This is a genomic window from Rhodococcus sp. NPDC127593, assembly GCF_042671975.1.
Lineage (GTDB): Bacteria > Actinomycetota > Actinomycetes > Mycobacteriales > Mycobacteriaceae > Rhodococcus_F.
The window spans coordinates 1-22,906 of the sequence record NZ_JBHXWI010000063.1 but is presented as its reverse complement, the minus strand read 5'-3'; the positions used below and the strand labels follow the sequence as shown (position 1 = coordinate 22,906).

Below are 22,906 nucleotides of genomic sequence, written 5' to 3'. Positions count from 1 at the left end.
CCAAACACCCGAATCATCCCCAGCGGCAGCCGATAGTGCTGCACGCCAGAATTTCTGGACCCTGAAGGGAAGCCACCACACATGGGCGCAACACATCGGATCGCAGTCATCCCCGGCGACGGCATCGGCACGGAGGTCGTCCCCGAAGGGCTGCGGGTCCTCGAAGCCGCGGCGTCGGCATTCGACTTCCGGCTCGACTACGAGCAGTTCGACTACGCCAGCGCCGACTACTACACCAAGACCGGCACGATGCTGCCCGACGGCTGGTTCGACCAGCTCAACCAGTTCGACGCCATCTTCTTCGGCGCCGTCGGCTGGCCCGACGTGGTCCCCGACCACATCAGCCTCTGGGGAAGCCTGCTGCAGTTCCGCCGCCACTTCGACCAGTACGTGAGCCTGCGCCCGGTCAAACTCCTGCCCGGCATCACCAGCCCACTGACAGGCCGCGAACCCGGCGACGTCGACTTCTACGTCGTGCGGGAAAACACCGAGGGCGAATACTCGAGCATCGGCGGCAAGATCTTCGAGGGCACCGACCGCGAAACCGTCATCCAGGAAACGGTCATGACCCGCACCGGTGTGGACCGAATCCTCAAGTACGCCTTCGACCTCGCCCAGTCCCGGCCCAAGAAGCACCTCACCTCCGCGACCAAGAGCAACGGCATCTCCATCACGATGCCGTACTGGGATCAGCGCGTCGAAGCAATGGCCCAGAACTTCGCCGATGTCGCAGTGGACAAGTACCACATCGACATCCTCACCGCGAACTTCGTCCTGCACCCGGACTGGTTCGACGTCGTCGTCGCCAGCAACCTCTTCGGCGACATCCTCTCCGACCTCGGCCCGGCCTGCACCGGCACCATCGGCGTGGCACCCAGCGGAAACATCAACCCCGAGCGCACCTTCCCGAGCCTGTTCGAACCGGTCCACGGATCGGCCCCCGACATCGCCGGCAAGGGCATCGCCAACCCGATCGGACAGATCTGGAGCGCAAGCATGATGCTCGACCACCTCGGTGAGGCCGCGGCCGCCGCCGCCATCATGACCGCAGTCGAAGACGTCCTCGCCGCCGGCGGCGACACCCTCACCCCCGACATCGGCGGCACCGCCACCACCCAAACCCTCGGCCACGCTATCCGCCGACAGCTCGAAACCAACACCACGCGGGTCACCTCCTAGACCGGCTGAAAGCCGAGTTCGAGGGCCGCACATGATGTACGAGGTCACCAAACCGAATCCCTCACACACCGCGACCGGGGAGCACCCGTGACGGTATCCGTACCGTAAATAACGTAACGGGCGTCAAACGGTGCAGACATGTGCTCCCAACCGCGGCAAGTATCGGAATCTGCGAGAAACTCGCGGATTGCACGCGTAACTCATGGAATCCATCAGTTTCGAGCGAAATCGAGGGCAGGGCTACTTGGCGCCGTGTACCGCCGCGACCAGCTGAAATCGGAGGAGTCCGCATGCGACGGCCCAATCGAACCTGCGCGCACTCCGGTACCGGCCCAGTCCTTCCGTTAGGGGACCTGTCATCACTGCAGGTCAAACCCCATTCTGCAGGATCGGGCGCCGGTCGGACGAATCGCCGTCACCCCGCGGGCCGCGTATCGGCGGCCCGTACCCTTGCCCCATGTCCGCTGATCCCGGCAGCATCCGCGCCGACGACCACCAGGCGCTGCCGAACCTGGCCGTACAGGATGCTTCGGCGGATCCCCACATCATCACAGCTGCGGCGCGCACCGGAACGGACATCGAGCTGCAGGTGCACACGACCGTCGCACCGTTCGACGTTGCGGCCGCGGAGTGGTTTCCGGCGGCGACCGGGTTCGCCGTCACGGTCATCGTGCACATCGTCGACGCGCAGACGGGCGTGCCGCGGTATCTGCCGCCGGCGGAGCCCGCCGAGTGGGCGCGGGCGATCTTCTCGACCGTTGACTCCGCGCACGGGTACTTCCTCGGCGCCGTCGACCCGGGCACCGGCGTCCATCGACGTGGGCAGCTCGTATACCGCCTCTACGTCGACACCGACCGCCGGGTGATTCCCGTTCCTCGGCAGGTGGTCACCTGCCCGCACTATTTGCTATCGGCCATCGACGGCAGAGCCGAGATCACCATTCCCACGACGGCCTGACCAGGAAGGCTGGCCGGGAGCCGGACCACGGTCTGCGGGCGCTGCTTCCTCGGGTGCCTGAATTGCACGCCCTGCGAAGGGTGCGACCTTGAAGTCACGTCGTTGTTGCCTGCTCATGCGGTTTCTCCATCCGTCTCGATCCGATCCCCTGCCAGAGACAGCTGGTCGCAGTGCCCCGCAAAATCGAGGACGACGCCCTGGGGCGGAATCGAGACGGTTGATCCACCCGGGGAGGGCTGCGGCACGTGGATACACTTGTGCCACAAGCTCATTGCCACTTCTGAAGCCGACCACGACAGACCTCAGGAATCTCCCGGGTGGGAGCGCGGCGACAAGACTACCAGCGCACGGAACCACAGGGCAGGGGACGTGTCATTTTTGCTGTTCAAAGGACAATCCAGGGGCGGATACGACACCACCAGCACTGATAGCGATCCGGTGCCGCCGGTGCGAGTTCTCACACGGCGAGGCCTGGCATGGCTGGCGGTCGGCTGGCATCACAATCGCGGCGGTATGGTCCGGTTAGACTGCCCCGCATGGCGCTTGGACTCACGCGACGCATGCGCGCCCACCCCGTGGATCTCGAAAACCTCGCCTACGCTGCACACGAGTTCCGGGAAGCGCTGATCCCGCGCCGCGGCCTCACCCCCGACCGCCGCGATGCCGCAACCACCGAGTTACGGGACAGAGCACGCCAAGCCCAGGAACGATTTTTCGCAGCTGTCGCTGGCCTCCCCCGCCGCGAACGCGCACTCGCCCGCCACTGGGAGAACGCCGCGGTCCTGCGCTACCGGCGCGGGCTGGAGGTCTTCGCGCGCGCCGAAGACCTCGGCGCCGATATGCTCGCCCAACTCGCCACCCGCCGGCGGCCATCTGTGCCCGCGCTCACCGAACTGGGCGACGCCTGTACCGATGCCCGCACCCTCGATCACCATCAACGACCCGAGATATTCGGGGCAGTACCCCGCAGGACCACCCGGCGGCTTCGCACCGCCCCCGGCGACTCGGCCGGAGCCGACCACGATCAGGCGGGTATCACGAAATCCCGTGTGGTGGTCATGTTCTCGAAAGAATGACGTGAGACACTTGCACTCACCTTGGATGTGTCCCATGCCCGTATACGGGCCTACTTCGAGGACAGCCACAGCCGGAATGCTTCGGCCGCCGCTGCCTGCAACGTCGTTCCGCGGGTGGCTACTTCGATTTTCACCTGCCGCAGCAGTTCGGGGTCCACCCGCGGAGAACTGCGGGAGCTTGTCAGCGCCCGCGGCCGGCGTAGCGGACTCGACCGCAGTCTGCGGTACGCAGCGAATCTGAATCACCATCGGGGACCGCATGCGACACCGTGCTGTCGAACGCTCCCGCGGGTTGGTCCTTGGACATCTTCATCTCCCGTTCGGCAACAGGCGGTGGTGTTTCAGCCGGATGCGGGGCCGGGCTGATCCGACTTGGGGCGGTGGGTGTGCTGGAGTTCGGTGTTGATGCGTCGGGCCTCGGCGAGTTGGTCTTCGAGGATGATGATGCGGCACGCGGAATCGAGTGCGGCGCCCTGGTCGATCAGTTCGCGGGCGCGGGCGGCCAGACGCAACTGATATCGGGAGTAGCGGCGATGGCCGCCCTCCGAGCGTCCGGGGGCAAGCAGCTTCGCGGCGTCGAGGCTGCGCAGGAATGCCTGTGTCACGCCGAGGATCTCGGCGGCGTGACCCATGCTGTAGGCCGGGTAGTCCTCGTCGTCGAACTTCCCGGCCGCGCTTCGGTCGGGCGTATCTTCCTGAATGGGGTGGCCCCTTTTCAGGCGGACAGGGCCCCCGGCGCCGTGAGGCACCGGGGGCCGGAGCGGGTTTTCACTTCCTATTCACTGCACTTCTTTCCGACTGTCGGGCTCGTCGGGCCGCCCGGCCGCCGACCGGAAGGTGCCGGGGCCTCACACACTCACATCAACCCTCTTGTGCCCCGGCACATCCGTCTTGCGGTACTGCTCTGCGGGTAGTTCGTCCCCTCCCGCACCTCGTGAACTCTTTCTTGCGACGACAGGAACCCTACAACAGCGACACTCCAATGTCTACACTCGCCACTACAGAAATTCTGGAGTAGCTGACCCGGGATTTTACCCGCCGGGGGTGAGTGGGTTCCGTCGCCGTCGCGGGGCGGTCCGTCGATGGATCGGCTCTCGTTGATTGATGACGGGTGGCGATGCGGCCGATAGGGATGGTTCGTCGCACGACGACCGGGCCTTCGCCGCTCGTGATCACGAGCGAACCCCGATTGACGCAACCTTCCCCGACGAATACCCCGTCTGCGTCCCGTTGCCGTGGGCGCAGCGTCCGCTTCATTCGTCGCTGAAGAGTGACTGGTGGATCTCGGCGGATGTCGGCGAGGGTGAATCACCGATACGTGACGCCTCGGCGACCGGCGGTGGGGTGCTGTCAGTCAGCGTTCGCTGCGCGGAGAAAACTGGAAGTTCGCACTTGTCGTGATCGACGGTCATTCGGTTCCTCGATTCAGGTGTAATGGGTGCAGTCGGACGGCGCGATGTCGACCGAGTAAGTCAGTGCTGGAATGTGCGGTCCGTCTGATGGCGTAGAAGCATGGGCTGAACCTGGACTGACTGGACAATCACAGACACTCTTTCGGCTCTTCATCAGCAGCGATGTCAGCGCCGGATCCGAGAAGGCGGCGGTACCCACCCTGGGCGATGACCAAGTCGTTGCAGCTGAGTGTGCCTGTGACCATTAGCGTCACGCGGACGTTCCCTACACCGGCCACGAATCGGCGAGCGTACTTTTCGAATCCGGGACCGCCTGAGCCGAAGCGCACGACGCGACATCCATTCCTATGGAGTTTAGCCTATACAACGACACCGTCCGGCTGCTGCACAGTGAACGATCTCACTACCTGGCTTCGGTGCTCGGACAGCGACGCCGACCAGCGTGGGTAATGGCTAGCCCAGCGGGATCGAGTCGCGAGGAGAGCCAAAACAAGCCAATCGAGCACCACGTCATCCGTAGCCCGGCTCGTCGACGCGTCGAGCGCACGACCAACGACCACCTCGAGCGCGGCGCCCGCCACGACAGCCGCCGCCCTTCCGGTGACCACTACATCGACCGTCGTACAACCGGCAGCGCCGGTCGCGCCCCACAACCGTCGTCGTCGCTCCCCCGCCAGCGCCATCATGATTCCGACGAATCCCCGACGCCGATCCACACCGTTCCGCAATCGTCTATCAGCTACGCGTCCTGCGCCGAAGCGAAAGCGGCCGGCGCAGCACCGATCTGTCGGGGCGAACTCGAACACTCGACGAGCCCGACCGAGACAAGGACGGCATCGCCCGCGACAAGTGATGCGACGCAATATCATCGATGTCTAGCGTGGTCGGGCAGCAGTTGCTTCAGCGACCGTCGGTGACAGCCGCCGCGAGGAGGCGGCGTGTGAATCGTCCGGATTCCCGCCGCGACGAACAACATTTTCACCGACCCCCACACCACCAATCGCACGCTTCGGCACCGCCCGGCACCCGGTCTCGCCCGCCAGAACGACCTTCGGCACCTATCGTGGGGCTCATGGGAATGTGCCAACTGGTCCTCGACCTCCCCACCGCATGCCCACCACACGACCTGTTCGACATCGCCGCCACCGAACTCACCGAACGCGGCACCTACGGCTGGACGAACCTCGATCTACGCACCACCGGGACGACCGGAACCGCACTGATCCGGCACGTCACCTTCACGTACTGGCTTCCTGCCACCGCCACCGTCCATCCCCAGCAGCTCAGCTACCACAGCCTCTGGGCGCAGATCGAGGACACCGACCGCACCGCCCTGCTCAAGCTCACCACCGATGGAACCCTCAGCCTCGCCATCACCCGCCTGCTCACACACAAGGCCGGCCGGAGCTTCTTCGTCCGCGACCAGGCCGGTGACCACCGGCTCCCCACCAGCTTCCGCATCTTTCTCCGCACAATGGCCCACGACCGCCCCTGACCCGGCCGGGCGCGGCGGCGCAGAGGAACCCTTCGGGCAACGAGGATCCGCCGCCCTGCGCCGAACCAGCCCGTTCACTGGTCAGCTACTCTTTCAGCCGTCAACCCACGGTCGCAGCCGGGATGGTGCTGCGCCGTGCGGAGTCCGATACGTGCGATTCAACGGAAAGTCTCGTGGTCACGATGGTGTGGTGCTGGTTCTGCACGCGGTAGCCGCACTGCTCGTGCTGTTCGTCAGCACCTGTTGACGGATGCTAGTTTTCATTTTTTCATGAGATCGTTAGGTGCCGCGGGAACGAACACTGGCATACGCTTCGCCCCCGATCAGGTTGTTCAGGAATCTTCTGCTGTCGGGAACCTCGGACGAACCCACCGACCAGGGACGCCAGGGAACGGGGCACCGAAAATGGGTGGAGGCGGGTGCGTAGGGCGGCGTGAGCGGGGTATTCACCGTCGAGGCTGCGCCGGTTCCTCCCAGGACATCGCCGAGCGCGGTGGCCGGGGTGAGCACGCCTGCCTCGTCGGGGAGCCGGCCCCGATCTCTATCGGCACGCTAGCTGCGACGCTCGATAACCTTCTGCGCGAGGACGCTGAGGCGGGTATTCGTTTCCTGCGAAAGCTTCGAAAGCATCTCGAAGGCACGGATCGCGTCGACATCGAATCGCTCCATCAGCATTCCCTTGGCCTGCCCGATGACATCGCGCGAGACCACCGCCGACCGCAACTGCTCCTCGGTGCGGGCCGCCATCAACGCCAACGCGGCATGGGCGGCGAAGGACTCGACCGTCGCTTCCTCCTCCGGGCCGAACGCGTTCGGTTCGAATCCGAACAGATTCAGCGCCCCCATCTTCCCGCCCGAGGTGTACAGCTGAACGGAGATCGAGCTGAGCAGGCCGAGGCCGACCGCTGCCTCGGCGAACTGCGGCCATCGAGGCTCGGAGCGGAAGTCGTCGGTTCGCACCACCAGATTGTTGACCGCCGCCGCCACACACGGACCCTGACCGAGCACCTGCTGAAGGTGGTCGAGTTCGGGAAGCAGGTCCGACGTCGTCGCCACCGACTCGAAGTGGTTGCCGCCGGAGACCAGGAGAATGCCCGAGCACGCCTCACAGGGCATCAGCTCGACCACGGTCGCGGTGACGGCTCGCAAACGCTCGTCGAGGGTCCGTGGGGCGGAGAGACTGCGTGCGAGGTCAGCCATGGTCCGACCGATGTTCCCGTCGCCGGAATCGCTCATCACCGCACCTCACTGATCGATACCTGGACCGAACAGCCATTGTTGGCCTTCGACCCACCCTATGCCCACCCACTGATGCACCTGAACCGAATACACCCACATCGGGTCAGGTCGCCTGACCTGCGTGTACAGGATTCGCGAGTGTCCGGGTTTCCTGGCGGTCGGAGAGGAGGGGGTCGTGTCGTGGGTGACGGGATACGACGACCGTGCGGTGTGCGGCAACGCCGCCGGTGACGGAGGTCCCGGAGGAAGCGCGCACAGATCCTCTTCTGTGTGGATGCCACCGTGCTCGGGTACGCCCCATGTGGGGCGCAGTCCACTTTTGCGGCCGGCGAAGTGAAGCCACAGCGCGGGAGATGATGCCATGTCGACGGTCTCCGAACCTGACCCGGGCGCCGGGCGTGCCGGGGTCGGTGCCGACCGTGCGATGGACGCCCGGGAAACGCTGTCGCTGGCCGAAGGCATTCTCATCGCCCTACGCCGGTGCGGCCACACCGAGGCGTTCGAGGAACTGCTCGATGTCGCACGCCGTCACCACCTCAGTGTGCTGAACGTCGCCCGCGCGCTGGTCGAGTCCGCGATCGGCGCCCGTCCCCCGCTGGCATCGGAACGATATGCGAACGCCACCACGCAGGTCGCCGAGTGGGAGGCACGTCCCGCTTCTCGGTTACACCTTCACCCGGATCCGAGCGGATTCGGCTGACGACACGGGGTATTGCGCTGAGGGACGCCCAGGTGGCTGACCATGCAGCCACCTGGGCGTGCCCCCGACCCCGCCGCCGCAACGCAGTGGCGCGGACTGGGGCGGCCCACTGCACTGCCAGCCCGGTGTGGGACGCTGCGGTTGTCGTCATGGTCAGACAGCCAGTTCGAGCTCACCCCTCTCCCTCGGTCGCGTGTCGATCCTCAGCCGCGGGCTCCTCGACGGATTCGCTCACGAGGGTCTCGGTTCGACTGTGAGGCAGCCGAATTGACCGATCATCTTCGCAGGTCATGGGAGTCGCAGCCACGGCACGTGTCGAAGCGCGCGGTATCGGCCCCCGTAGGGTGGACCGGCCGAACGATGCCGAAGCGGGGAGACAGATGGGTCAGATCGGAAGTGCCGGAGAACGACACCTGCAGAACCGGTACGGCACCGCCAGTCGTGCGGCACGGTTCTACGACGACCAGGTTCTCGACCACCTCAACCCGGCCATGGTCGACTTCGTCGGCCGCCAGGAGCTCGCGTTCGTCGCCACCGCCGACGCGACCGGGAACTGCGACAACAGCCTGCGCGCGGGCGCACCCGGCTTTCTGCACGTGATCGACTCGACGACTCTCGCCTACCCCGAGTACCGGGGCAACGGTGTGATGGCGAGCCTGGGCAACATCCGCGAGAACCCGCACGTCGGACTCATGCTCGTCGACTTCGTCGACGACCTCGTCGGGCTGCACATCAACGGGTCGGCCCGGATCGTCGAGGACGAGGTCTTGCGCTCGCACCTGCCCGGTCTCCCCCGCGACTGTGGAAGGGGCCGCACCCCGCAGCAGTGGGTGGTCGTCGACGTCGACGAGGCCTACATTCATTGCCGCAAGCACATTCCCCGGATGACTCCGGTGCCGCACCACCGGGACTGGGGAACCGACGACGTCAAACGCAAGGGCGGCGACTACTTCGACGCGAAAGACACCCGACGACACGACCAGGAACCAACTGAGGTTGGGCTGTCGACGATGGGTGACCATCCTTCGCGATCGTGCACGCCGTAACCGCACCGGTGAAGGACACCCCCGACTTCGCACAATGATCGATCGGGCATCCGCCAGGTGGACACCGCACCAGGGTGGTGGCCTTCCCCTTCCACGTGATCGGCGTCCTGCGGCCACTATCGAGCCCTGAGGCGGAGGTATGGGTGCCTTGGCCATCATCGGAGCGCCGAACGCCCGGGCAGCCCGGGCATCTTCGCGGAGCTTCTCCCGTCCGACCTCGTAGTCGGTGACCCGGTGATGGCGGCCGATCAGGCTTGCTATCAGCGCCACCACCTCGGTTACCCCACTCACGATGCATCCCACACGGGGAGCCGATCGCGGCGGATCGCCCGCCGGTATACCAGTCTCCCGCCGGTTGATCGCGAGGGATTATGCCAGCTGACACGTGATGCCCCCGGCCTCGTGAGCCGGGGGCATCGACGCGCAGAATGTCAGGGGCGGCGAGGCGGGTCGGTCTCCACGTTGGTCCGCACGGTCGGGTCGGTCCCGACATTGGCCGTCGGGTCGTTTCGACGCTTGAGCCCGGCGAGCCCCAGCAACCCGGCGAGGCCCAGAAGCCCCCACAGCCCGGTCTTGTCGCTGTCTTCGCTGTCACTGTTCTCGTCCTGTGCCTGCTGCGCCACGACAGAGGCGCCGGTTGCGGCTTCGGGACGGTGGCATGGGCTACGCCGACGCCACGAACATGATCGCGGTAGCGGCAAAGGTGGCGACAATGGTCTTGCGCATCGTGTCTCCTGTGGGTTCGGTAGTAGCGAAAGCCTCGGTCCTTCCTTCACGGACCATCGCTGAAGCTCCCAGTACCCGAAGCGCTCTCCCGGAAAACAAGAGCTGGTGGCCGTGCGGACCCGATGGGCGCGGTGTGCGCGGTCGGTGGGCCCGGTCACGGCCGCGCGGACCCCTTCAACTCTCCGGTTACCGGATGCGCTAAAAACTACGTGTGAATTCAGAGCAGGTGTTCGATGGCGGCGAGCCGCAGCGGATGGGCAGCTTCCGCTTCTTCCTGAACGGGCAGCGGTGGGAATGGTCCGACGCCGTCGCCGAGATGCACGGGTACCGGCCCAGCGAGGTGACACCGACCACCGAAATGGTGCTCTCCCACAAGCACCCCGACGACCGGCCGCGCGTTACCCGGGTCCTGGACCGGATGATCAACAACGCCGAACCGTTCAGCAGCAAACACCGCATCTTCGACACCGCCGGCACAGTCCACCACGTCGTGGTCATCGGCGACCACCTGCACGACGACACCGGTACGGTGATCGGCACGAGCGGGTTCTACATCGACATCACCGACTTCTACCACGGCGATGTGAAAAAGTCGGTCGACGAGGCGGTCGCCTCACTCACCGAATCGCGGGCGGTGATCGAGCAGGCCAAGGGCGCCCTGATGCTGATCTACGGCATCCCCGCCGACCGCGCCTTCGACGTCCTCGCCTGGCGTTCCCAGCAGACCAACACCCGGCTCCGCACCCTAGCCGAACAGCTCGTCACCGGCCTCGGCGAGTGCGAACCCGGCCCGGGCCTGCGCACCCGGTTCGATCATCTACTGCTCACCGCCCACGAAAAGAACGCGGCGACCAGAGTAGAGGGACGGTCCCGCGGGCTGGGGTGACAACCCGCAGAACCTGGATCGGATGTCCCGACCGGTCGAGCACCGACCCTGACGCCCGCTTTCCCTGAATTCCCAACAGGGAAACCACCACTCACCGCGACGGGAATCGCGCGTTCCACCGCCCAAGGTGATCGGTCGGCTACCGTGAACGTTGTCCGCGACCACCAGCAACACGACTTCGGGCGAGCGGTGCGTCGACCGCCGCCCCCTCGGCTGGGGCGAGGTTCCGGAACCAATGCACCTGCACCGGCACCGGTATCGGCTCCGAAGGCATCGCCGCAGCGCCGAACCACAACGAAGGCGCCGACTCGAACGACGCCGTGACGCCCGGGCACGGGAGGCTCGAATGATCGATTTCCACCCCTGACGCGCGGGCCGACTGGTAACACCCGCGGCCGGCCCCTCCGCGGCTACCGTTCGACGTTCGAGGGAATCCGGTCCATCGAGCAGGAGTGGCGGGAGGATCCCAGGACGCTCCTCGATGCCCTTCTCGCCGAGGCCGATGAGGTGACCGTGAAGCGGTGTCAGGATATCTGGGCGGCTCATGGTCGCGCGGTACTGGGCACGCCCATCGAAGGGTCCGTCTGTGACGTAGGGTGTCCCCGACTTCAGATCTCCCGCTCCTAGCCAACTTTGAAATAGCAATAGGTAGAAGGCCTTTCGAAGAATTCTGGCCGTCTAACGCACAGGTCGTCCCGAACGTGGCGGCGATACCCAGCGCACGGCCATCGCGTCGGCGTCATCACTGCCGCGATGGTCTTCGCAGCAGAGGCCCATCCCACCGTTCCCGGCAACACCGGCGGTTTTTCAGCGATTTCTCAGCGTGCGCGTGTCACGATGCGATTGCCCAGTCCCCGGGCTCGGTCGAGGTTGAGGATGCACATCGCAGCGAGACGAGGTTCATCGTGATCATTCTCGGAACTGATTCTGCCCGTGATCGGCGATGGAAAAATGCGCACTTCTACCGCGAACGCTGATGGTCGGCCGGGCAGGAACCGGGTCTCCTCTCCCGCCGAAACGGCGCTGGCGTGCCGGTTCGTGCCGAGGTTGATCTGGTCCTTGACCTCCCGGCCGCGCTCTCAGGTCGAGGACCTCGTCCTCTCGTCTCCGGCACATATGCGGCGCGAAGTCGACGATTTCCCGGACGAGAACAGGGGTAATCGGTCCGACGAAAAATGGGTAATCGCCTTTCGGAGGGCACGTGATGCAGAAGCGGGCGGAAATCACGCGTGAGGCGCTGCTACGGGCAGCGGCGACGGTGTTCACCGGTGTCGGCTACGCAGATGCCCGGCTGGACACGATCACCACCGACGCTCAGGTCAGCAAGGGCGCGTTGTACGACCATTTCGGCTCCAAGGAAGCCCTCGCCTGCGCGGTCATCGAGTCGGGCAGTGCCCGATTCCAGATCGCGTGTGGACCGTTTCTCGCCTCCCGGATCCCCGCGGTCGACGCGCTGATCGGCATCTCGTGCCTGCTGCTCGATCCCGCCGTCAACGACCCCATGGTCGCGGCGACGTTCCGCCTGCTCACCCAGATTCCCGACCGCCCCGGGTCGGAGACGACCCTGCTCGCCGCCTGGTTATCCGACTACCGAGAACTCGCCCGCCGCGCCCTCACCGAAGGCGATCTCCGCGACGAAGACCCCGACGCCGTCGCCCTACTTTTGGTGGAAACCCTTGCCGGGGTCCGCCTCCTGGCCGCGGCCACCGGCCACCTCGACGATCTGCCCGTCCGTCTGGCCACGGCCTGGGACCTCCTACTCCCCGGTCTGGTCGACCCACCGAAACTCGACTACTTCCGTGGATTCGTGACACGGCAGGTAGCTCGAGTTGTCGACCGCGGCACGGCACCGCACCCGTCATTTTCACCGTATGACCAACACCGGTCGAATAATTGGGAGAGACCGTCGCCGCGGGCCCGCCACGGAAGAGCGGGGGCGAGCCGCCGTCAACCGTTCTCAGCGCCGCCCGTGGTTGACGCTCAGTAGTTAGTCACGGCGACATCTCAATTCGTGGGCAGCAGGAACCCCGCCGATCGCCGCCGGCGGCGCGTGTACAGACCCAGCACGGGCCACGTTTCGCGGGCAGCAAGGCCACTGCCGCCCCGCCCGGAACGGTAGGCGGGAACCTGTCGAAGCCCCTCAGACAGGCTCTTCAGTCCAGTTTCACATACGCCCGACCCCCCAGACGCAATAGTGGAGTGCACAATCGGCAGGCCGGCCCGAATCGCACAGTGTGTAGCGGCGTCACACGGTCAGGTTGCGGAGCCCGTGGCTCCTGGGCCGGCGTGGAGTCGGGTCGTGCACCACTCGTCGTATCCAGCCCGCGTCCGGATTACCCTTCTCAGTGTTGCGGTGCGAAAAGCAACAGCACTGCGAGGTGGTGGGACGGTGCCGTCCGCTGTCACCGGCGTGACCCGGTGAACGTCTTTAGCGGCCCGTGATCAACCGGCCTCCCTCGGACGTCACCGCGGCGGCGATGGCCTGGGATGTGATGTGATGTGATGTCTCTTCAGTTGCGGACCTGCACTGCTCCGACGATCAGCACCGCGCCCACCACGATGGCGTACCCGCCGACCACCGCCGCGATGCCCAGGATGCCGGCACCCGGCGCGAGTAACAGGAAGACGCCGCACAGGACGAGAAGGCAGGCCGCGAGCATCCACCGTCGACCCGCAAGGGTGTGGACCTCGAGCGCGCCGACGGCGCCGAACAACCCGGAAACGATGGCGTAGCAGGCGATCACGTAGAGCAACGCGAGCGCGGTGATGTCGGGCCAGGCCAGTGCCAACCCCCCGGCCACGACGGCGGCAACGCCCCCGGCCACCCACCACGTCCACGGCCCGTCACCACGGCACGACGCCGCCGAGACGACGGAGGTCAGCCCGTCCGTAATCGCGTAGACACCGAAGACCACGGTCAGGCCCCATACGGTGATGCCGGGCCAGACCAGCGCGCCGGCGCCGAACAGCACCGCCAGGATTCCGCGCGGCAACGTCATCCACCGGATGGTGCCGGCGAGGTCGGCGGGCAAGGTGTCAGTAACCACGATGTTCTCTCAGCCGGTGTTTGGGGGCGTCAGGGTTGCGGGACCTCGACGTGGTCGGGGATTTTGTCGCGCATCTGGTCCACCTGTTGCTCGATCCGGTCGACGGCACCCTCGTTGTTGAGGACGGTGACCACGCCTGCGGCGAAGGCGATCGAGATGACGATCGCCAATGCGCTCAGCACCAGCCCGGCGATCGCCACACCCTTCCCGGTGATCCCCACCCGGCGGGCCGCTCGCAGGCCGAGGACCCCGAGGATCACCCCGATGATGCCCAGGACCAGCCCGACCGGGGAGAGGATCACGATCAGCACACACACGAACGCGGCCACCCCGATGGCGAGCGCGAACGCCGCCGCCGCGCTCGTGCGCGCGGGCTTGGTCACCACCCGCTCCTCCTCGACGACAACGGGACGGCCATCGACGGGACGGCCATCGACGGGACGGTCGTCGATGCCGGGCTCGACCCGGCGCGGGTCGTCCTCCCCGCCACGGCCGGTCAGTGGTCTGCTCATCGCTACCTCCCTGTCGTCGGTCACCGCATTCGGCACGGCAGCACCCGGTGCCATTACCTGACGCATGCCCAGATCGCGCGTGTTCCAACCGAGCAGCCGCCCACCAGAGCGTTGTCGCTGGAGTCGGCGTGCTTCCCGCTCTACGCCCGCGAAGCACGCCCGATGCGCAGGGAGATCCAGGAGTGGTACTCGGGAGGAGGCCTCAGCCCAGCTCCTCATATCGTCGAGGGCTATCGACAATTTCGGTCTCGCCGTCGGCCGTGCGCCCTGCGAGCGGGGGTGCGTGGTTTGACCAGGGCCGCCGCGGGCGCACGATGTCCGCGCCTGACCGCCGCGGGGCGCGGTCTCCGCCGCCGACGGCCATCCGGCCACGAGTTGTTGCGCACAGAAAGTGACCCCGGATGACACCGATCGACCATGCTGATCCCGATGTTGCCCAGGCGACGATGTTCCTCGGTGCGCTGATCGCCGAGATCGACACCCTGAGCGGCCGGATCGAAACAGCCGAGGCGCAGGCACGGGCAGCGGGCCCAGTAGATCGGGGTGAGGGGCAACGGCCGCGGACCGACGCCCAGAGGCTGCGCGCGCAGCTGTATGAGGTGCACAGGCTGGTGGATCGGCTGGCGTTCCGGTTCCCCACCGCGCCCGAGGCCGCAAGAGGTTCGCTCTCGCGCGGTGAGCGGAGCTGATCAGAATCGCGACGGAGTGCGTCGCGGGTTGACGGGGCGGTCGAGGGCGATGGTGGCGAGGGTGGGCTCCAACCCGATCTCACGCCACTCGGCAGTGAGGGTGATCGCCTGGACCGACACCTGAGAGTCGGTGGGGATCCAGTACTGGGGTTCGGTGCGGTAGGTGCACCGTCCGGGGGCCGAGGCGTGGACGTCGGGGCGAGGACGGTAGGGGTCGGCGACCACGAGATGATCGATGCCGAGCCACACGTCGAGAAAGGACCACCGTGCGGACATGTCCCGCGGGTCGGTCAACGGACGACTCTGGTGGCGGGCCCGCCGGGCCGGGCCGGCGGTGGCGGTCAACCCCAGGTGCACGGCGAGGCCGGTGTCGTAGGCGACGACTCGGGTCAGATCCAGCGTCACATGGTGACCGGTGGCCAGGAGACGGTGGCCGTGCACCTCGCTGCCGCCGCAGGCCGGTGCCGGGGTCTCGGGCCACCTCCGCACGCGCATGACCTTCGATCGTGCCCGACCACACCCCGTGGTGGCAACGAACACCGCGTGAAGATCGCGGCTCATCGCGGTGCACACGTCCAGGCTGGACGACGACTACGCCCCGCAGGGGGTACCGCCAAGCCCACATCGGTGTCCTGTTCAGTCGGGGCGGTTGGGGTACTCCCGGTCCGGATCGGGTTCACCCGATCTTCGGGCGATGGGGAGTGTGGTGAGTCGTCTCCACCCCCTGACGTGCTCGGCCCGAGTGGGGTGAAACGCGCGTGCTGGGTCTGCAATCACCCGAGGCGGACGCCGAATGTTGTCCAGTGTCAACGGACATTCGTTCCCGCCCACTGGCGGACACGAAACCTGCCCATAGGCGGACACGTTTCTGCCCACTGGCGGACATCCGTTTCTGCCCACTGGCGGACACGAAACTGCCCACGGTGTTGTGTTGTGGTCAGGTGAGTGGGTCGACGCCGGTGCCGGCGAGGGCTTGGCTCATCCGGATCGATTTACCGCTGGTCTGACACAGGTGGGCGTGGTGCATGAGCCGATCGACGGTGGCGGTGGCCAGGGTCTTGGGCATCAGCTCGTCGAATCCAGCCGGATGAAGATTCGACGACAGCGCCAGGGCGCGTTTCTCATATGCGGCGTCGACCAACCGGTAGAGGCCCTCGGCGGCGTCGGCGGCCACCGGCAACAGGCCGATGTCATCAATGACCACGAGATCGGCGCGCAGCAGCTTGGTCAGAGCCCCCGAGACCGAGTCGTCGGCGCGGTGCCGGCGGATCAGGGCGCCGAGGTCTTCGAGGGTGAACCACAACACCTTCCGTCCTCGTTCGACGGCGTGCTGGCCGAGGGCCTCGAGGAAGAAGGTCTTGCCCGTGCCGGACGGGCCGCAGACCACCAGGTTCTCGCGCCGCTCGATCCATTCCAGGGTGCGCAGCGCCTGCTGCGTCGGCGCCGGGATGGACGACAGTTCCGGTTTCCAGGCGTCGAAGGTCTTGCCGGTGGGAAACGCGGCGGCGGCGCGGCGGGTGGCCAGCGCCGAGCGCTCCCGCCCGGCGGCCTCCTCGGTGAGCAGCGCCTTGAGGACCTCGGCGGGTTCCCACCGCTGGGCGCGGGCGGTGGCCAGCACGTCGGGGGCGGCGCGGCGGATGTGCGGCAGCCGCAGCCGGTGCAGCAGGGTTTCCAGGTCGGTCGGCAGCGGCGGCGCCGCCGGTGGTGCGGTGGTCACGAGGGTCTCCTTCGGGTGCCGGTTGAATCGGACTGTGAACTCGATTAGTTTGTGGTGCAGAGCTTTTCGTGTTCATGCGGGTGGTGTCTCTAGAGTTCGGTGGCCTCCTCGTCGGGAACCCCGTCACCTAGGGCGGCCCAGCCGCTGGTGCCCTGGGCCAGGGACCGCGATTCGTCGGCCCGATGGGTCAGATCCGAGGCGGCGCCGGCGGGGTGGGCATCGAGGATCGCCATCAGGTCGCCCTCAGCGAAGCGGCCGTAGGCGGCGGCGTGCCCCAGCGCCCAGTCGACCCGGTCGGCGCCGAGCAGCTTGGCCAGAGTGACCGCGTGCTCCATCTTCACGCGGATCTTCCCGGTGCCGGCCTCGGCGGCCTCACACAACCACAGCCGGGCACCGGCACCGATGCCGCAGAAGGCGCGTTCGGCGTCGGTCCGCGGGATCGGCTGACGGCCCAGCACCCCGGCCGGGGCCGGCGGGAAGTGCTCGTCGCAGATCTGCGGGGAACCGGGGCGGGCCCGCCGGTGGCGCGCGACCTCGACCGGCCCACCCTCGCCGTGGTGGACGAAGACGACCCGTTCGGAGGCCCCGGCGCCGTGCGCGCGGACGAACACCGTCTGCCCGCGCAGGATGTGCGGCACCGAGTACTGGCCGTTCTCGAACGCGACCATCGGTGTGTTGTCCGGGACCGTGCGGGTCACACCCCAGGTCACGGTGTGTGCGGCGGCGGGAACCGGATGCAGGTGGAGGCGTTCCTCGGCGAGCATCTCCGCCGGGATGCGGCGGGTGGTGCGGTGCAGGCGGGTGTTGACCTGCTCGCAGAACGCGGTGCAGGCGGCCTCGAGGTCATCGAAACTGTCGTACTCGGCGGCGAGGTTGTGGTCGGTGGGCACCAGGTCGGCCTTGGCGAGCTTGACGGTGTTCTCCACCCCGCCCTTGGTGGCCGGGTCGGCGGGCAGGCAGGTCTTGACGACCAGGCCGTAGAACCGGGCGAAGGAGACCACGCCGGGGTTGCGGACGGCGACCGAGGCGACGTGTTCGGTGGTGACCATCTTCTCGTTGTCGGTGAGCAGATACGTCGGGACACCGCCGATCCGGCGGAAGGTCCGGTCCAGGCCCGCATAGACGGACGGGGCGGTGCGGTCGCGCAACGGGATCACCACCCGGTGCCGGCACCAGGCCAGCCACGCGCACAGCAGCACCGTCTTGGTGCCGTCGACGACCGGGCCGTCGCCGAAGTCGTACTGCAACCAGAGGCCGGGTTCGGTGATCCACGGCCTGTGCACCCTGGTGTGGCCGAGCCGGTAGGCGCGTTTGATCCGGGCCACGGCACGGCGGGTGGTGCGTTCGGTGCCGGTGAATCCGAGGGCGAGCAGTTTGTCGTGGGCGATGTCGGCGCGGACCCGGCCCTTCGAATGTTCCACCCATTCTTCGATTTTCGGTAGATATTCGTCGATCAGCATCGGTCTCTTCTCCCGCGGTGGGGTCGGCGCATCGGCGGTGTCGCGTTCGGCGACGAGGCGGGCGACGGTGTGATGGGAGCACCCCGCCAGTGCGGCGGCGGCACGGTAGGACTTCGTCAGGTCGTAGGCAGCAAGAATTTCCATGACTTCCTTGGCAGACTTCACGGTGGCCTCTCCTCGGTGGGCTCGCATTCTCGGCGTGGTAGCACCGTCGAGCGAACCCGAGGAGAGGCCCCGATCCGGGGAGGCGATCGGGAAGAAAATCGAACGTGCCGTATCAGGCGGACAGACCCGGGTGGGTAGTTTCGTGTCCGCCAGTGGGCAGAAACCCGTGTCCGCCAGTGGGCAGTTTCATGTCCGCCTGTGGGCGTTTTCGTGTCCGCCTATGGGCAGTTTTTCATGTCCGCCGACAGTCCAGGCGGACTGCCGACCCGCGGGCGCATGGGGTACTCACCTCCTACGCTGCAGACCGGCTTCCTGGTCCCGGCGCTGCAAACAGACCCCTTTTGCCGGCCGCCAACCCCTTTCGGCCCCTGAACGGGGCCGTCTTCGCCGCGCGCGGGCCGAGAATGTCGTCGCGTGCCCGCGCAAGGCCTCGGTGACACCGCGACCTGGTGGTACACACGGGACAGTCACCGATTCGCGTGGCCAAGCCCGTCGGGCTCTCCTCAGTGCTACTCGACAGTGCTACTCGACCCCGATCGCCCTCTTGCGCCTCGGAAGTATCAGGTGACGGATCAGCGGTGAGGTCATCGGTGTCGGCGAAAATCAGCCGCCCGTCATCAAGGGCCACCGCCCACCGATGCACTGGCGCCCACTCGTGCCCCCGGTCCTGCCCAGGAATCAGGTCGGCATAGTCCTCGACGACCGCACGGTTGCCGCCGTCTCCGACAGCCTGCGGACCCGGACCCGGGCACCGACGCGCGGCGCCTCACCGAGTTCCGGTGTCTTCTCGCTCATCTCGGCCATGTGTTCCCCACCTTCTCCTGAGCTACCACTCCCGGAGCATAAACAGCCGCCCCCGGTCCGTCACCGGTATGTGACGACCGTCCCGAGATCGTGCGTCGTCGACTCCGGCGGCACGGCGGGCGGCGCCTGCCCACGTATTCTCCGTCCGATCGCCACCGACTTGCCGACCACGAACGCGACGGGAACTGCGACCACCATCGATGTGAGAGCGAGCCCCGCGTCGACCGTCAGCCGTAGGACACCGATACCACTGTCCAGGTGCTGTCGGAATTTCATCTGCGACCGCCTTCCCTGAGGTTGTGCGTATGCCGGAAGTCCCCGCTCCTTTGGTAAAACATTACTGAGGTAGCAGTTCCTGGACAAAACACCCACCGCTGCCCAAAGCTCTGGGTGCTCGCCCAGCGCCTACCGCTGGACCCCAGACCAGACTCCAGCACGACCGAACGCCACGACCGTTCCATTCGACGCGGCCGGCCACCCGAAGGGCGGGTTTCGTTCGGGCGTGCGCGGTCGGTGGGCCTGGTCACGGCCCCATAGCCCCGTGCAACCTTCCGGCTACCGATGCGCTAAGAAATAGGCGTGAATTCAGAGCAGGTGGTTGGTGGCGGCGAGCCGCAGCGGGTGGGCAGTTTCCGGTTCTTCCTGGATGGGCAGCGGTGGGAGTGGTCGGACACTGTCGCTCAGATGCACGGGTACCAACCCTGCGAGGTGACGCCGACCACCGAATTGTTGCTCTCCCACAAGCATCCCGAGGACCACCCGCGTGTCGCCCAGGTGCTGGATCGGATGATCAACGCTGCCGAACCATTCAGCAGCAAGCATCGCATCGTCGACACCGCCGGCACAGTTCGCCAGGTCGTGGTCGTCGGCGACCGCCTGTACGACGACACCGGCCAGGTGATCGGCACGACCGGGTTCTACATCGACATCACCGACTCACACAAAAACGATGTGAAGGACTCCGTCGACGAGGCGGTCGCCGAACTCGCGCAGTCCCGGGCGGTGATCGAGCAGGCCAAGGGTGCGCTGATGCTGGTCTACGGGATCAGCGCAGACCGGGCGTTCGACATCCTGACCTGGCGCTCGCAGGAGACCAACACCCGGCTCCGCACGATCGCCGAACAGTTCGTCGCCGGCCTCACCGGTCTCGAGCCCGACGAGGCCGGGCTCCGGCGCCGAGTCGATCACCTGCTGCTGACCGTGCACCACCACGACCACTGACCCCGCAGACGCAACCGATTCCGCTGCGTCCCACGACACCTGAGCGGCAGTCTCCGGCATCATCACCTGACGATGTCAAGGTTGCGGACGGTAGGCGCTCGGACGCGTCAGCCGCCAGCCGCGGCGCGCGGAGATATAACCGGACACTGCTCCGAGGATCGTGCTGACAATGAGGCCCGCCGCGAGAAAGGGTACGGGGTCCACGGAGTCCATATGCCCGGTGGTTCCCTCGGCACCGAGCGGTTCGTAGGAGCCCACGTAGAAATGCACCGGGTACGACAACCACCAGGCGAACAGGCTCGTACACACCAGGCCCGCGCCGAGTCCGAGGGCCGTCCCGATCAGTATCAGTGTCCGCACGAGATCAACGTCGTGATCGCCGGCTGCGCTGTTACCAATATCCGATCCCGCGTACCGGTGCCGCTCGAGGGTCGTGTGGTGTGACGATGGTTTCGCCGAAGGCGGTTGCCGTTCCCGGCAATCCGCCTGGGGCGGCTGCACCAGCTGCTGGTCAGAACTGGTGCAGCCTCGAGGACTCTGGTGATCCGGAGCATCAGAGTGTCTGCCGTGGGAATACCCCGTGCTGCGCGGGCAAACACGGGACCGGGCCGGTTCGGCTCGGCGGGCACCGGCAGGACAGGTGCACGTGTAGGCAGTGCGCGAGAAGGGCACTCGGGTCGATACCGGCCGGTGGTTGTCTTTCTTGCGGTGACGCTTCGGTGTCCTGTGCCCCGTCGGCCGGCCCGACCGTAGGGTGAGCGACAGCGAGGAAAGAGGAAAGAGGACGGTGTGGTGGAGGACGACCGGCGGCATGTGCTGTGGCGGGCGGTCTCCGGCGCCGCGGGTAGCCCCGGACAGGACACTTGGGGCCGGTCGGTGTGCCGCAACTGTGCGGAGTTGCTGGCCGGGATCGATGCGGTGGTGGTGACGTTGCGGGCGACCACGTCCGCCCAGGACATGCTCGGTGCCAGCGCCGAGTGGGCGGGCCGGCTCGAGGACCAGCAGTACACCCTCGGCGAAGGACCCGGGATACAGGCCTTCACCCAGGGCAACCCAGTGCTGATCGACGACCTTTCCGTGGCGGACGATCGGTGGCCGGTCTTCACCGAGGCGGCGCGGTCGGCGGGGGTGGCGGCGGTGTTCGCGTTTCCGTTGCAACTCGGCGCCATCGCGCTGGGCACCGTGGATCTGTATCGGCGCACGCCCGGGGCTCTGCCGGCGGGGGTGCACGCCGACGCCGCCGCGTTGGCCGACCTGATCGCCCTGGTCCTGTTGGGGAGCACGGACCGGGCGGAGGCCGCCGATCAGGAGTGGATCCGCCGTCCCGGCTCCAACCACGACGTGCACATCGCGACCGGGATGCTGGCCGCCCGCCACAACATCACCCTGGCCGACGCCTTCACCAGCCTGCGCGCGCATGCGTTCGGACGTGGAGGGTCGGTCCTGGACCTCGCCCGCGACGTGGTTGCCCGTCGCATCGACTTCGACGAGTTGGGTGAGTGAGATCGAGTTGGGTGAGTGAGATCATGGATACGGAGGAGGTGATCGCATGCAGGAGAACCAGTCGTCCACGCCGTCACCTTTGATCGATGCGATCTCGGAGATCACCGGTGCGCTCGTGGACGGGCACACCGATATGGGTGCGGTGCTCTACCGCATCACCGAGATCTGCGCCGATCTGCTGTCGGCGGCCGCGTCGGGAATCATGATCGTCGACCCCCGCGGGGTCTCGCCGTGGTGGCGGCCTCCGACGAGCGGGCCCGCCTGGTGGAGCTGCTGCAATCACAGAGCGAGAGCGGACCGTGCGCCGAATGCATCGCCGCCGCCGAGGTCATCGCCGTCCAGAATCTGGACACCGACGCCGACCGATGGCCCGAATTCCGAACGGTGGCAACCGAGATCGGGTTCCGGGCCATCCTCGCGGTGCCGATGATCCTCGATGGACACACGGTCGGTGGGCTCAACATTCTGTTCACCGAACCCCCCGCGTTCGATTCCGAACGCCGCCGTCGGACGACCGTTCTCGCCGACCTGGCGTTGCTGGAGTTGACCCACGAGTGCGGTGAGCACCGCGTCGGCCGGCTGTCGGAGCGGACACTGACACTACTCAACGACCGTGTGCACGTGGGGCAGGCCACCGGGATCGTCGCCGGCACCCTGGACATCGCCCCCGGGCGGGCGCGGGCGCTGATCGACGATCACGCCCACCTGCTGGGGGTCACGCTGCGGGTGCTCGCCCGGTCGATCACCGACGGGTCAGTCCACCCGACCGAACTGCTGGTGGCCGAGACGCAGCAGCGCTCCGACGCTCCCTGACACCGCCCGTCGCTCAGCGCCGGTGTGAGCCGAGCCGACGACCCTTCCCCGCCGCCTGGGCCGACGGCGGTGTTGGATTGCTGGGACAGTTAACGCGCATTTTGAACGCCTGATCCGCGCGGACGCCGAAACGTGCTGCAGTGAGCATTCCGTATCCTCAGGGCTGAGCCTCCCCCGTTTCTCCGGACACTTCCGAACCAGGTTTTATGTGGAGACCGAGGAAGGACATCATGGGAACGAGGAAGTATCCGCCCGAGC

General features: G+C 66.8%; 23 protein-coding genes. 12 read left to right on the top strand and 11 right to left on the bottom strand.

Annotated features, from left to right (window positions below; genetic code table 11):
• The first annotated feature begins 81 nt into the window (after positions 1 to 81).
• The 3 genes from ACFVJ3_RS40055 to ACFVJ3_RS40045 all read left to right on the top strand — a co-directional run bounded on the left by ACFVJ3_RS40055 (position 82) and on the right by ACFVJ3_RS40045 (position 3,213).
• Positions 82 to 1,179: a tartrate dehydrogenase gene (locus ACFVJ3_RS40055; protein ID WP_378457341.1), complete on the top strand. Its 1,098-nt coding sequence runs from the start codon at positions 82 to 84 to the stop codon at positions 1,177 to 1,179.
• Positions 1,180 to 1,636: 457 nt separating this feature from the next.
• Positions 1,637 to 2,137 (top strand): N-formylglutamate amidohydrolase, encoded by a 501-nt coding sequence (locus ACFVJ3_RS40050; RefSeq protein ID WP_378457340.1) that lies wholly within the window; start codon positions 1,637 to 1,639, stop codon positions 2,135 to 2,137.
• A gap of 536 nt (positions 2,138 to 2,673) precedes the next feature.
• Complete coding sequence (locus tag ACFVJ3_RS40045) at positions 2,674 to 3,213, top strand: hypothetical protein (protein WP_378457339.1); 540 nt, start codon at positions 2,674 to 2,676, stop codon at positions 3,211 to 3,213.
• Positions 3,214 to 3,554: 341 nt separating this feature from the next.
• Here the strand turns inward: ACFVJ3_RS40045 and ACFVJ3_RS40040 are convergent, their stop codons facing one another.
• Complete coding sequence (locus ACFVJ3_RS40040) at positions 3,555 to 3,962, bottom strand: helix-turn-helix domain-containing protein (protein ID WP_378457338.1); 408 nt, start codon at positions 3,960 to 3,962, stop codon at positions 3,555 to 3,557.
• A gap of 1,735 nt (positions 3,963 to 5,697) precedes the next feature.
• Here ACFVJ3_RS40040 and ACFVJ3_RS40035 point away from each other — a divergent pair.
• Positions 5,698 to 6,120, top strand: a complete 423-nt coding sequence (locus tag ACFVJ3_RS40035) for a hypothetical protein (protein ID WP_378457337.1) — start codon at positions 5,698 to 5,700, stop codon at positions 6,118 to 6,120.
• Positions 6,121 to 6,672: 552 nt separating this feature from the next.
• On the opposite strand, the gene ACFVJ3_RS40030 is transcribed toward ACFVJ3_RS40035, so the two are convergent.
• Positions 6,673 to 7,356, bottom strand: coding sequence for an ANTAR domain-containing protein (locus tag ACFVJ3_RS40030; RefSeq protein WP_378457336.1), 684 nt, complete (start codon positions 7,354 to 7,356; stop codon positions 6,673 to 6,675).
• Between the two features lie 364 nt (positions 7,357 to 7,720).
• On the opposite strand from ACFVJ3_RS40030, the gene ACFVJ3_RS40025 reads away from it, so the two are divergent.
• Entirely contained in the window at positions 7,721 to 8,059 is a 339-nt protein-coding gene (locus ACFVJ3_RS40025; protein WP_378457335.1) for an ANTAR domain-containing protein, read from the top strand.
• A gap of 380 nt (positions 8,060 to 8,439) precedes the next feature.
• The gene (locus ACFVJ3_RS40020) at positions 8,440 to 9,105 is read left to right on the top strand and encodes a pyridoxamine 5'-phosphate oxidase family protein (protein ID WP_378457334.1); all 666 of its coding nucleotides are present in this window, start codon (positions 8,440 to 8,442) and stop codon (positions 9,103 to 9,105) included.
• Between the two features lie 431 nt (positions 9,106 to 9,536).
• Here ACFVJ3_RS40020 and ACFVJ3_RS40015 read toward each other — a convergent pair whose 3' ends face one another.
• Positions 9,537 to 9,728, bottom strand: a complete 192-nt coding sequence (locus tag ACFVJ3_RS40015; RefSeq protein WP_378457333.1) for a WGxxGxxG family protein — start codon at positions 9,726 to 9,728, stop codon at positions 9,537 to 9,539.
• 314 nt (positions 9,729 to 10,042) lie between these two features.
• Between ACFVJ3_RS40015 and ACFVJ3_RS40010 the strand changes: the two genes are divergently transcribed.
• Positions 10,043 to 10,717: a PAS and ANTAR domain-containing protein gene (locus tag ACFVJ3_RS40010; RefSeq protein ID WP_378457332.1), complete on the top strand. Its 675-nt coding sequence runs from the start codon at positions 10,043 to 10,045 to the stop codon at positions 10,715 to 10,717.
• Positions 10,718 to 11,921: 1,204 nt separating this feature from the next.
• Positions 11,922 to 12,704 (top strand): TetR family transcriptional regulator, encoded by a 783-nt coding sequence (locus ACFVJ3_RS40005; protein WP_378457362.1) that lies wholly within the window; start codon positions 11,922 to 11,924, stop codon positions 12,702 to 12,704.
• A 523-nt stretch (positions 12,705 to 13,227) separates the two neighbouring features.
• On the opposite strand, the gene ACFVJ3_RS40000 is transcribed toward ACFVJ3_RS40005, so the two are convergent.
• A complete protein-coding gene (locus ACFVJ3_RS40000) occupies positions 13,228 to 13,764 on the bottom strand; it encodes an HdeD family acid-resistance protein (protein ID WP_378457331.1) in 537 nt (178 codons plus the stop codon).
• A gap of 29 nt (positions 13,765 to 13,793) precedes the next feature.
• Positions 13,794 to 14,276: a DUF4190 domain-containing protein gene (locus ACFVJ3_RS39995; protein ID WP_378457330.1), complete on the bottom strand. Its 483-nt coding sequence runs from the start codon at positions 14,274 to 14,276 to the stop codon at positions 13,794 to 13,796.
• 401 nt (positions 14,277 to 14,677) lie between these two features.
• Between ACFVJ3_RS39995 and ACFVJ3_RS39990 the strand changes: the two genes are divergently transcribed.
• Entirely contained in the window at positions 14,678 to 14,965 is a 288-nt protein-coding gene (locus tag ACFVJ3_RS39990) for a hypothetical protein (protein WP_378457329.1), read from the top strand.
• On the opposite strand, the gene ACFVJ3_RS39985 is transcribed toward ACFVJ3_RS39990, so the two are convergent.
• The 5 genes from ACFVJ3_RS39985 to ACFVJ3_RS39965 form a co-directional block, all read right to left on the bottom strand.
• Positions 14,966 to 15,460, bottom strand: a complete 495-nt coding sequence (locus ACFVJ3_RS39985) for a serine/threonine protein kinase (protein ID WP_378457328.1) — start codon at positions 15,458 to 15,460, stop codon at positions 14,966 to 14,968.
• Between the two features lie 442 nt (positions 15,461 to 15,902).
• Positions 15,903 to 16,682: an IS21-like element helper ATPase IstB gene (istB, locus tag ACFVJ3_RS39980; protein ID WP_005241291.1), complete on the bottom strand. Its 780-nt coding sequence runs from the start codon at positions 16,680 to 16,682 to the stop codon at positions 15,903 to 15,905.
• A gap of 89 nt (positions 16,683 to 16,771) precedes the next feature.
• Positions 16,772 to 18,307 (bottom strand): IS21 family transposase, encoded by a 1,536-nt coding sequence (istA, locus tag ACFVJ3_RS39975; RefSeq protein WP_378457327.1) that lies wholly within the window; start codon positions 18,305 to 18,307, stop codon positions 16,772 to 16,774.
• A gap of 678 nt (positions 18,308 to 18,985) precedes the next feature.
• Positions 18,986 to 19,111 carry a hypothetical protein gene (locus ACFVJ3_RS39970; protein ID WP_378457326.1) on the bottom strand — a complete coding sequence of 42 codons (126 nt, stop codon included), beginning with the start codon at positions 19,109 to 19,111 and terminating at the stop codon, positions 18,986 to 18,988.
• 60 nt (positions 19,112 to 19,171) lie between these two features.
• Positions 19,172 to 19,387: a hypothetical protein gene (locus ACFVJ3_RS39965; RefSeq protein ID WP_378457325.1), complete on the bottom strand. Its 216-nt coding sequence runs from the start codon at positions 19,385 to 19,387 to the stop codon at positions 19,172 to 19,174.
• A 303-nt stretch (positions 19,388 to 19,690) separates the two neighbouring features.
• Between ACFVJ3_RS39965 and ACFVJ3_RS39960 the strand changes: the two genes are divergently transcribed.
• On the top strand, positions 19,691 to 20,332 hold the full coding sequence (locus ACFVJ3_RS39960) for a PAS and ANTAR domain-containing protein (RefSeq protein WP_378457324.1): 642 nt from the start codon (positions 19,691 to 19,693) through the stop codon (positions 20,330 to 20,332).
• 75 nt (positions 20,333 to 20,407) lie between these two features.
• Here ACFVJ3_RS39960 and ACFVJ3_RS39955 read toward each other — a convergent pair whose 3' ends face one another.
• Positions 20,408 to 20,692: a hypothetical protein gene (locus ACFVJ3_RS39955; protein WP_378457323.1), complete on the bottom strand. Its 285-nt coding sequence runs from the start codon at positions 20,690 to 20,692 to the stop codon at positions 20,408 to 20,410.
• A 429-nt stretch (positions 20,693 to 21,121) separates the two neighbouring features.
• Here ACFVJ3_RS39955 and ACFVJ3_RS39950 point away from each other — a divergent pair, with 429 nt between their 5' ends.
• Complete coding sequence (locus tag ACFVJ3_RS39950; protein ID WP_378457322.1) at positions 21,122 to 21,835, top strand: ANTAR domain-containing protein; 714 nt, start codon at positions 21,122 to 21,124, stop codon at positions 21,833 to 21,835.
• Positions 21,836 to 22,000: 165 nt separating this feature from the next.
• Positions 22,001 to 22,648 carry a GAF domain-containing protein gene (locus ACFVJ3_RS39945; protein ID WP_378457361.1) on the top strand — a complete coding sequence of 216 codons (648 nt, stop codon included), beginning with the start codon at positions 22,001 to 22,003 and terminating at the stop codon, positions 22,646 to 22,648.
• The last annotated feature ends 258 nt before the right edge of the window (positions 22,649 to 22,906 follow it).